At 37.2% G+C, this 11,167-nt stretch carries 7 protein-coding genes; all 7 read left to right on the top strand.

The window, feature by feature from the left end:
* The first annotated feature begins 14 nt into the window (after positions 1 to 14).
* On the top strand, positions 15 to 1,646 hold the full coding sequence (locus tag GQR60_RS11740) for a RagB/SusD family nutrient uptake outer membrane protein (protein ID WP_124993112.1): 1,632 nt from the start codon (positions 15 to 17) through the stop codon (positions 1,644 to 1,646).
* 21 nt (positions 1,647 to 1,667) lie between these two features.
* Complete coding sequence (locus GQR60_RS11735) at positions 1,668 to 3,656, top strand: hypothetical protein (protein ID WP_124993111.1); 1,989 nt, start codon at positions 1,668 to 1,670, stop codon at positions 3,654 to 3,656.
* Between the two features lie 72 nt (positions 3,657 to 3,728).
* Entirely contained in the window at positions 3,729 to 5,411 is a 1,683-nt protein-coding gene (locus GQR60_RS11730) for a cellulase family glycosylhydrolase (RefSeq protein WP_124993110.1), read from the top strand.
* Between the two features lie 83 nt (positions 5,412 to 5,494).
* Positions 5,495 to 8,347 carry a TIM-barrel domain-containing protein gene (locus tag GQR60_RS11725; protein ID WP_191991619.1) on the top strand — a complete coding sequence of 951 codons (2,853 nt, stop codon included), beginning with the start codon at positions 5,495 to 5,497 and terminating at the stop codon, positions 8,345 to 8,347.
* A 67-nt stretch (positions 8,348 to 8,414) separates the two neighbouring features.
* Positions 8,415 to 8,582 (top strand): hypothetical protein, encoded by a 168-nt coding sequence (locus tag GQR60_RS11720; protein ID WP_154675806.1) that lies wholly within the window; start codon positions 8,415 to 8,417, stop codon positions 8,580 to 8,582.
* Positions 8,583 to 8,662: 80 nt separating this feature from the next.
* Positions 8,663 to 8,902 carry a hypothetical protein gene (locus GQR60_RS11715; protein ID WP_370877221.1) on the top strand — a complete coding sequence of 80 codons (240 nt, stop codon included), beginning with the start codon at positions 8,663 to 8,665 and terminating at the stop codon, positions 8,900 to 8,902.
* Between the two features lie 28 nt (positions 8,903 to 8,930).
* A complete protein-coding gene (locus tag GQR60_RS11710; protein WP_124993109.1) occupies positions 8,931 to 11,108 on the top strand; it encodes a beta-glucosidase family protein in 2,178 nt (725 codons plus the stop codon).
* Positions 11,109 to 11,167: the final 59 nt, after the last annotated feature.

The following is an 11,167-nucleotide window of genomic DNA, read 5'->3' as shown; positions in this document are numbered from 1 at the left end:
AAAGATTTAGAATTATGAACAAAATAAAATTAAATATTCTAACATTTGGAATGCTGAGTCTGGGCTTATTCTCTTGCTCAGAATCATTTCTGGATGTAGAACCGGAAACCTCTATTTTTGATAGTAATTTTTACAAAACGGAGGCTGATTTTGAAATGGCTTTAGTTGGTTGTTACGATGGATATCAAAGAACAACATCTGATGGCGGAACTGCTTTCTATGTAGCTTCAGAGCTTCTGTCGGATGAATGTTTTGGTGGTGCAGGTGCAGGAGACGATAGAAATAATCAGCTTTTGGATCGGTTTGATCTAAGTCAGGCACCTTCTTACAACGATATCTTTAACGAGACATGGAAATCTTATTATGCAGGAATTTTTCGTTGCAATAAGTTGTTAGCGAAGCTGGATGATATTAGTTGGGAGGGCAAGGAAGATACTCGTAACAGAATTGAAGGTGAAACTCGTTATTTACGTGCGTTATTGTATTTCGATTTGGCACGATTGTTCAATAAAGTGCCCTTGTTGCTTGAACCAACTACCGATAATGTGCCTCAATCGGAACCTGCAGCTATTTATAAAATAATTGCTGAAGATTTAAAGTTTGCTGCTGAAAATATTAATCAGCCGGCTTATTCCCCTTCATGGGCGACAGCAAATGACGGACGGGCTACTCAATGGGCTGCAAAAGCTGTGTTGGGAAGAGTATTCTTATTTTACACCGGTTATTATGGTACTGCCGATTTAGAAGGAGTGGTTGATAAAGCTTATGTGTTGGCAGGACTCGATAATGTGATTGCCGAAGGAGGTTTTTCATTAGTTCCGGAATACAAAAATCTTTGGGAAGCAGCCTCGACTACACCAGTATCTGAAGATAATACTTTAGCAAGTACTTGGGCCGGAAGAGGAAACTCTGAAGCAGTATTTACACAAAAATTCAATTATACTTCCGATTATAATGGTAATGTTGATGGAAATAGATGGTTGGTGATGATGGGATTAAGAGAAACTACTTCTTCGCCTTATGGTTACGGATGGGGATTATGCACCGTAAATCCAAAAACCGCTCAGAGTTTTGATACTGATGATCAGCGGAAAACTGCATCGGTTATTGATATGGTTTCTGAAGGTGTGATAGAAGATGTTGATCTATCTAAGTGGAGGGAATATACTGGATATTGTAATAAAAAGTACATACCTCTTGCCCTTCCTGATGGAACTAATATTGTTGACGGTTTAGGGGAGGGTGATAACCAAATTTCACAATTTCAGGATTTTATCGTGATGCGTTATTCTGATGTTTTATTGATGGCTGCTGAATTGGGTAGTGCAAAGGCTCAAACATATTTTGATGAAGTGAGAGGACGGGCAGGTTTAGGTACTAAAACCGTAACAAAGGAAGCCATTATGGCTGAGCGTAGGGTAGAGTTTGCTTTTGAAGGAATCAGATATTGGGATTTATTGCGTCAGGGAATTGATGTGGCTGCCGCTGCAATTGCAGAAAATAATACAGAAGTATTAAGTGCTAATGTGTCTGATTTTATTACAATCACAGAGGCAAACATCAAAAAAACAAATGGTTTTATGCAAATTCCAAATACACAAATTACTCTTTCGAATGGTGTTTTAAAGCAAAATGCAGGATGGTAGTAGTTTTAAAAATATAATATGATGAAAAAACTATATAATTTATTAACATTTCTGATTCTATCAGCTGTAGTGTATACGAGTTGTACACCTGATAAATACGATCTGGAAAAAATCGATATCAAATCAGAAGATTTGGTGGAGGGTATAGCCTATACGATAACACATGATACTGAAAATCCAAATATTGTTTATCTGACAAGTTTAATGGAATCAAACTATCAATCTTTATGGAGTCATCCTCAAGGTAGAAGTCAAACTCAAAAGGATACATTAAAGATTGCTTTTCCAGGTACTTATAAAGTTCTTTTTGGTGTGAATACAAGAGGCGGTGTTGTGTTTGCAGCCGATTCAGCAGAATTTGTAATTGATGAATTCTATTCTGGTTTCGTTGATCATATACTATGGACTAATTTAACTGGAGGTGTCGGACATGAAAAAACGTGGCGACTGGATTATGGTTCTTATGGCCTTGCGGCAGGACCTTTAACTTATTGTGAACCTCAAACAACCTGGGATGAATGGCAAGCTGGAACTGCTAAGGTTGGATGGGCTCCTGCATGGGTTGGTAATGAATGGATTATAGAAGAAGCTGATAAAGACAGTAGAATGACTTTTAGCCTGATTGACGGTGCTGAGATAACTACACATAAAGTTACCGAAGGAGTTGATGAGATAGGAACTTTTTCACTGGATGTAGATAATCATACTATAACGACTACAGATGCTACCATTCTTCGTTCCAACAACTTTATTGCCAATGCAACTAACTGGAACCAGAATTTGGCTATTTTGGAGCTAACAGAAAATCAGTTGATGGTTGGGGTTAGAAGAACAAATGATGAAGGAGATTACCTGTACGTTTGGAATTTTGTTTCTGATGAATATGCTGAAAATTATGTGCCGGATGATGTACCTGATCCTGAACCACCATATGATGGTGATGCTAATAATGATTTAACAACAACAGTTACTGTTTCAAAAACATGGACAGTTGATATGGATTACCCATACAATTGGTTTGGATTAGATGGCAGTGCACTAAGTGAGGTTGCTACTTACGGAAGTGATCCAGAGGGATTCACTTTTACAACATGGACACCTCCATATGACCAGGTTATTTTTGAATCCATAAACTTATCCTTAACTAAGCAAGGGGATAAGGATGGAAATTATGAATTAGTAACTGCAGACGGAACTGTGGTTGGAAATTATACAATTGATGATTCTAACAATATAGATTTTGGTCAACCTTTGAGTGTATTCTCAGGTGTTGGAGGTTGGTTATCTTTTGGCACAAGCGAAGCTGAAAATCTGACGAATACTTTAAGAGTTATTGTTTCCGAAAAGGATGCATTAGGTAATATTGAAGCTATATGGTTGGGCATGAGATCAGCTGATAAGGATGAATATTTAGCATTGCATTTAAAACCAACTAGCTCTGGTGGAGAAGAGAATCCAGAAGAAGCTCTTAAGAATATTATTTGTGGAAGTACATGGAAAGTTGATTCCGGGCGCAGCTATGATAAAACTACTAGCTGGGGAGCTGAACAAGGTCCTGTTATTTTTTCAGATTATTCTACTTGGGCTTATAATCCTCTTCCAGGTCAACATTATGCTGCAGGTGAAGCTGATATTGACTATGGTAGTATGAAATTTGAATTAGACGGTACAGTATCTGTTAGTCAACATCGCAGAATCTACACGTATGTTGATGAAACATCTGGTGAAACTCTTGTTCGTAATGGTTCTCCTGAAGATGGAGATATTCTGGATACGGATGATATTGTAAATTTAAACGGCACTTGGACACTTGATTTGGATAATAATAAATTAAGTATGTCTGTTGGAGTTGTTCACCCATGGACCTGTGATTATATGGTCTTGGATTGGGGAGATCTTACAATTTACCGTATTGATGGAGAAGCTATGTTGTTACAAGCTTTGCGAGATCCTGATCGCTCTGGTGAGGATGCTTTTCAAATGACTTATGTTTTTGTACCTCTTCAATAAATTAGAACTATAATAGATATTTTATCCCGCCCCATTGCGGGCGGGATCATTCTATAATCAAAATTACAAACAATGAAATTGCACCATATATTAATCTCCTTTTTGATTGGGTTGATGGTTTTTGGAGGATGTTCAAATGACGAAACCAGCATAAATCCGAAATTGGTAGTTTCTGTTGATAAGCTGGATATCGCAAAAGCCGGGGAAACAAAAACCATTCATGTTAAAAGTAATGTGGATTGGACGATCGAAAGTTCAGAATCATGGTGTACTGTAACTCCAAATTCCGGAGAAACAGGAACTAACGCAATAGAAGTACTTGTTAGTGCAAATAACAACACCGATGAAAGAGCAGCAAGCCTTACTGTAAGAGCTGGTGATCTTACTAAGGAAATATCTGTTGTGCAAGCTCCCGAATATTTATTGTTACTGACAAAAAGTGCATTTGAACTTAATTCCGATGCTCAGGAAATAAGCATAGAATTTCAAACATCCGGAAAGGTAGAAATTGCTGTTGACGGAGATTGGATTGCAAAGAAAGAATTAAAAAGTATAGTTGATGGATCTCAGACCTTTATCATAAGTGCAAATGAATCTTTTATCGCACGGGAAGGCAGCATCAAATTTACTTTAGATGATATTACAGAAATTGCCACAATCAATCAAAGTGGAATCGATTTGAACATTCCTGCAGATGAAACTGGTGTTGAAAGTAATGCACTGACTTTGGCTGGGAAAATGATAGCAGGATGGAATATTGGGAACTCTATGGAAGTCCCCGGAGGAGAAACAGGTTGGGGAAATCCGGTTGTTTCCAAACAACTAATAGATGGAGTTAAAGCGGCAGGTTTTAATGCCATTCGTATTCCATGTGCATGGGATGCTTATATTACAGATAGAGAAACTTACAGGGTTTCGGATGCTTGGTTTGCCAGAGTAAAAGAGGTTGTTGATTATTGTTACGAAAATGAAATGTATGCCATCTTAAACATTCATTGGGATGGGGGATGGTTAGAGAACAATCCAACTTTCGATAAACAAGACGAAGTAAATAAAGAACAATATGCCCTTTGGCAGCAAATTGCTGTGTATTTCAGAGAATATGATGAGCACTTACTATTTGCAGGAACCAATGAAGTACATGCTGATTATGGCACACCTTCAACCGAAAACATTACTGTTCAGCAATCATTTAATCAAAAATTTGTTGATGCTGTTCGATCTACAGGAGGAAAGAATGCCTACCGAAACTTAGTGGTTCAAACTTATAATACCAATATTGCTCATGGAGTTAATTTTCATGAAATGCCTACGGATGAAGTTGCAGATCGGTTAATGCTTGAAGTACACTATTATGATCCTTGGGATTTTTGCGGACAGGAGGAAAGCGGTTTCAAAACCCAATGGGGAGATGGATATACAGATGTTTCCAGTTACGGTCAGGAAGACTATTTAGATGAACAATTTGGAGCCATGAAAACCAACTATGTGGATAAAGGTGTTCCTGTAATCTTAGGCGAATACGGAGCCATGTTACGTGCAGATCTTACCGGAGATGCATTAGCAATCCATATCGAATCAAGGAATAATTATTTGAAAACAGTAACAAGCGCAGCTAAAGCAAATGGGATGATTCCTTTTATTTGGGATAATGGAGGTACTGGTAATAATAGTTTCGGATTGTTCGATCGTAATACCGGTAATGAAGTACATTCTGATGCTATTGACGCTATAATTGAAGGTGCGATAAATTAAGAATACTTGATATATAGAAATTATTAATCTCAGTTTTTTCGATGTGAAAGAGTAATATAATAGGTTATTTAAAATAAGATTTTATGATTTTTAAAAATAAGAAATTAACTATATTTTTCGCAGGTCTGGGGATGTTGGGAGTTCTTGCTTCCTGTTCGCAGCCAAAATATGAAAAGTTAGAGAATGGGGTAGTAGTTTCTCTTAATAAGAAGGAAAATACAGAAGCTGCCTTGGTGAAATTGGAGGTTGTTTCTGATGAGATTATTCGCGTTAGTTCCACACCGGAAAATTCATTTTCTGCAAGGGAGAGTTTGGTTGTATTGCCTCAATCAAGTACAACTTATACTGTAGAAGAGAATCAAGACCAAGTAACACTTTCCACAGCAAGTATCAAAGCAAAGGTATCACTTTCAACAGGAAAGGTGTCATTTTATGATTTAAACGGGCACTTGTTACTGAAAGAAGCAACAGGAGAGTCAAAAGGATTTACGCCTATTGAAGCAGATGGTTTTAAAGGATATTCTTTTCAACAGGTTTTTGATTCACCTGATGATGAGGCTTTTTATGGTTTAGGACAACACCAAAGCGATGAATGGAACTACAAAGGTAAAAATGAGGAGTTGTATCAGTACAATACCAAAGTATCTATTCCTTTTGTTGTCTCTAATAAAAATTACGGTATTTTATGGGATAACTATTCGTTAACACGTTTTGGCAACCCTAATGATTACGGTCAATTGTCACAATTTAAGTTGTACAATAAGGAAGGAAAAGAAGGTGCTTTAACTGCAACATATACAACAGGAAAGGGTGAAGAATTTACAAAAAGGGATGAAGCAGATATTGATTATGAAAATTTGGAAACGGTGAAGAAGTTTCCTGCAGATTTTCCTTTTAATAATTCCAAAATTGTTTGGGAAGGAGAGATTGAAGCCAAGGAATCAGGTATTTATCATTTTAAATTGTATTATGCCGGATATACCCGTGTTTCGATTGGTGGTAAAGAAGTAGTAGAGGAACGTTGGAGAACAGCATGGAATCCGAATACTTATAAGTTTACCGTTGAGCTTAAAAAAGGAGAACGTGTGCCTGTTAAATTGGATTGGAAACCGGATGGTGGTATTTCTTATGTCAGTTTGAAAGCATTAAGTCCTCGTCCGATGGAAGAACAAGGTAAATTGGCTCTCTGGTCAGAAATGGGACAAGAGCTTGATTATTACTTTATTCATGGCGATAATATGGACAAGGTGATTAGTGGATACCGTCAATTAACTGGGAAAGCAACTATTTTGCCTCGTTGGGCATATGGTTTTTGGCAAAGCCGCGAACGCTATAAAACCCAGAAAGAAGTAGTAGGTACTTTAGCCGAATTTCGGAAACGTAAAATTCCTATCGATAATATTGTAATAGACTGGTCGTACTGGGAAGAGGATCAGTGGGGAAGTCATAAATTTGATGCTTCACGTTTTCCCGATCCACAAAAAATGATGGATGATATTCATGCTATGAATGGACATGCTATGATTTCTGTTTGGCCTAAGTTTTATACAAACACAGATAACTATAAGGAACTCGATGCAAAAGGATTTATGTATCAGCAAGCGGTAAAAGATAGTGTGCGCGACTGGATTGGGAAAGGACACATTGGCTCATTCTACGATCCATATTGTAAAGAGGCACGACAGCTTTTCTGGAATCAGATGAAAAGTAACATTTATAATTTTGGAATGGATGCCTGGTGGATGGATGCTTCTGAACCTGATATTGTATCTAATTCGAGCATGGAATATCGTAAGAAGCTAATGACACCAACTGCTATCGGCTCATCAACAGAGTTTTTTAATACCTATGCGTTAATGAATGCAAAGGCCATTTATAACGGACAGCGTAGTGTAGATCCCAATAAGCGGGTTTTCTTATTAACTCGCTCTGGTTTTGCCGGATTGCAACGATACAGTACAGCAACTTGGAGTGGTGATATTGGAACGAGATGGGAAGATATGAAAGCGCAGATTACAGCAGGAATGAATTTTGCTATTTCGGGTATTCCTTATTGGACGATGGATATTGGTGGCTTTTGTGTTGAAAAACGTTACGAAAAAGCTAAAGAAGGAAGTGAAGATTTAAAAGAATGGCGCGAATTAAATACCCGTTGGTATCAGTTTGGATCTTTTGTTCCATTATTCCGTGCTCATGGACAGTATCCATACCGAGAGATTTATAATATTGCACCTAAATCTCATAAAGCATATCAAAGTATATTATACTACAACAAGTTAAGATATCGATTAATGCCATATATCTATTCTTTGGCAGGACATGTATATTTTGACGATTACACCATTATGCGTGCACTGGTAATGGATTTTACCAAGGATACCAAGGTAAATGATATTGATGATCAATACATGTTTGGGCCTTCAATAATGGTGTGTCCGGTTTCTAAATTTAAAGCACGTGAACGTCAGGTTTATTTACCTGAGGGAAGCGATTGGTATGATGCATACAATGGCTCACTTTTAAAAGGCGGACAAACAATTAATGCTGATGCTCCTTATGAAAAGATGCCTCTTTTTGTAAAAGCAGGATCTATTTTGCCTGTAGGACCAGAGATTGAGTACACCAGCCAAAAGTTAAATGCACCGATAAAGTTGGTTGTTTATACTGGTGCTGATGCTCAGTTTGAATTGTATGAAGATGAAGGACTAAACTTTAATTACGAAAAAGGCAAGTACAGTACAATCTCAATTAAATGGTCTGAAAATGACCAAAAGCTGACTATTGGAGAGCGGAAAGGTGAGTTTGATGGAATGCCGCAGGAACGAATATTTACTATTGTGTTTGCCTCTGAAACCAAAAAAGTAGATTTTAATTTTGATGACTACAAAGGCAAAGAAGTTAAGTACAATGGAAAATCAGTTCAAGTTGAATTGTAATAAGCCATAGCAAGTAATATAATCCCGGCAGGCAATTGTTTGCCGGGATTATTTTAAGGTAAGTATAATGAATATCAGAATAATTTTTTTGTTATTGTTGGCAATACTAATTCAAGTGTCAACTTATGCACAAAAGGAAAGTGTACCCGAAAAAGGATTTGTAAGTTGGCTGCCTGCAACCAAATGGGAAGATGCCTCTTTAATATGGATATTAGTGGGGGTTTTCCTTCATTAATCACACTTATGATTGTGAATAGCAGGCCGGGATATATGACAGTATTTTCTACTTTGCTTAATGATTGAGAAAATGGCGAGATTACAGGTGTTTTGGCACGGGGGAACATTAAAATAAAGCGCATTAAATGGGATGACCGACAAGTTAAAATCCAATTGTCATCAAAAAACAAACAGAAGGTAACATTGGAAATTGGAAATGGTATTCAATTAACAAATAGTAAAGTAAATGGAGCAAAATATAAAATTAAAGATGGTAAATTAATGCTCTATTTAAGTAATGATAAAATTGTCGAAATTGTGGTTTCCCGTTTAAAGTAAACGAAAGAAGAAAATTAAAGGAACGAATATGAAAAAAATACTATTATATGTAGGATTAACACTTGGAGTGATGACCAATGTAAATGCACAAAGTAATGCAAAAACAGAAAAGAAAATTGATGAAATAATCAATCAATTGACTCTTAAAGAGAAAGTAGCGATGTGTCATGCGCAATCAAAATTTAGTTCTCCGGGTATTCCTCGTTTGGGTATTCCAGAGTTGTGGATGTCTGACGGACCTCATGGAGTTAGAGGTGAAATAAACTGGGATGATTGGGGCTATGCTAATTGGACAAACGATTCGATAACTGCATTTCCTGCACTAACTTGTTTGGCGGCAACATTTAATCCTGAACTTTCGCATGAATATGGTGTAGCCATTGGAGAGGAGGCACGATTTAGAAAAAAGGATGTTTTATTGGGACCTGGCGTTAATATTTACCGGACACCACTTAATGGACGTAACTTCGAATACATGGGAGAAGATCCTTATTTGGCATCGGTTATGGTTGTTCCTTACATAAAAGGAGTTCAGGAGAATGGTGTTGCTGCTTGCGTTAAACATTACGCACTTAATAATCAGGAAGAATGGCGCGGACATATCAATGTAAACCTTAGCGACAGAGCTCTTTATGAGATTTATCTGCCGGCATTTAAAGCGGCAGTTGAAAAAGGTCATGTCTGGTCCATAATGGGAGCTTATAATCAGGTTCGGGGCGAGCATTGTTGTCATAGCGATTTGCTGCTTAATAAAATATTGAAAGGAAAATGGAATTTCGATGGAGCTGTAATTACGGACTGGGGAGGGACTCATGATACCAAACAAGCTGCTTTTAATGGATTGGATATTGAAATGGGAACATGGACCAACGGATTAACAGCTTCTGCTAAGTTTGCTTACGACAACTATTTTTTAGCGGATCCTTTTTTGAAATTGATTCAAGATGGTGAAATTGACGAATCGGTTGTTGATGACAAAGTACGACGAATCCTGCGGTTGATGTACAGAACCAATATGAACTTAAATCGTTCGCTTGGCCGGATGAATAACGTTGAACATACTCAGGCAGCACGAAAAGTTGCCGCAGATGGTATTGTATTATTGAAAAACAAGAATGGGTTTTTTCCAATTAATCCGGACACGAATATCAAGATTGCTGTAATTGGTGAAAATGCTACTCGTTCAATGACTGTTGGTGGCGGTTCATCAGAATTAAAAGCAAAATATGAAATATCACCACTGGAAGGCATTAAAAACCGCTTCAAGAATGCGACCATTCTTCATTCAATAGGTTATGCTTCCGGACCATCAGCTTATGGACGTGAAATACCTTCCAAATTGAATGCCGATTCATTGGTAAAAGCAGCCGTTAATGTGGCTTCAAAAGCAGATGTTGTTTTATTTATTGGAGGACTCAATAAAAATCATTTTCAGGATTGTGAAGGTGGTGACCGCAAGCATTTCGAATTGCCGTTTGGGCAAAATGAGTTGATTGATAAATTATTAAAAGTAAATAGTAATCTAGGACTTGTATTGGTTAGTGGAAATGCAGTTGAGATGCCATGGTTATCGCAGGTTAAAGGATTAATGCAGTCGTGGTACAATGGCAGTGAGGCCGGAAACGCTTTGGCTGATGTTATTTCGGGAGATGTGAATCCTTCAGGAAAACTTCCCTTCTCATATCCGGTTAAATTAAATGATAATGCAGCTCATTATTTTGGGGAGCTTTCATATCCGGGCGATAGTATTAATCAGTACTACAAAGAAGATATTTTAGTTGGTTACCGTTGGCACGACACAAAAAAAATTAAGCCTTTGTTTGCCTTTGGTTACGGTTTGTCCTATACGGATTTTAAGATATCCGATCTTAATACAGACAAGCAGATTTACTTTAAAGGTGATAAGATAAAAGTTAGCTGTATGCTGGCAAATACAGGAAAAATAAAAGGATCAGAAGTTGTTCAGGTTTATATCGGTAAGCCAAAATCAAAAGTTGATCGGGCTCTAAAAGAACTCAAAGGTTTTAAAAAGGTTTCTTTGGATCCAGGTAAAGAAGAACAGGTAGAGATTGAAATTTCTGTTGATGATTTAGCTTTTTACGATGAATCAATATCCGATTGGAATTTGGAAAAAGGCACTTATATTATTTATATTGGTAATTCCTCCGACAATATTATTCAAAAGCAGAAAATAAATATAAAATAGAGAATTAGGGATGGGTTTTACTGTCCCTTTTGTATTTTAACTTTAAAATAAATTCACAA

It is taken from the genome of Labilibaculum euxinicum, from assembly GCF_009795715.1.
GTDB classification, from domain to species: domain Bacteria; phylum Bacteroidota; class Bacteroidia; order Bacteroidales; family Marinifilaceae; genus Labilibaculum; species Labilibaculum euxinus.
The sequence above is the reverse complement of the archived record's forward strand: the minus strand, read 5'-3'. Positions and strand labels throughout refer to the sequence as shown.

What these genes read in the sequence shown, in the direction of transcription:
- GQR60_RS11725 (WP_191991619.1), top strand. Translation starts at nt 5,495, where the DNA reads ATGATTTTTAAAAATAAGAAATTAACTATATTTTTCGCAGGTCTGGGG.
- GQR60_RS11710 (WP_124993109.1), top strand. Translation starts at nt 8,931, where the DNA reads ATGAAAAAAATACTATTATATGTAGGATTAACACTTGGAGTGATGACC.
- GQR60_RS11730 (WP_124993110.1), top strand. Translation starts at nt 3,729, where the DNA reads ATGAAATTGCACCATATATTAATCTCCTTTTTGATTGGGTTGATGGTT.
- GQR60_RS11735 (WP_124993111.1), top strand. Translation starts at nt 1,668, where the DNA reads ATGAAAAAACTATATAATTTATTAACATTTCTGATTCTATCAGCTGTA.
- GQR60_RS11720 (WP_154675806.1), top strand. Translation starts at nt 8,415, where the DNA reads ATGAATATCAGAATAATTTTTTTGTTATTGTTGGCAATACTAATTCAA.
- GQR60_RS11740 (WP_124993112.1), top strand. Translation starts at nt 15, where the DNA reads ATGAACAAAATAAAATTAAATATTCTAACATTTGGAATGCTGAGTCTG.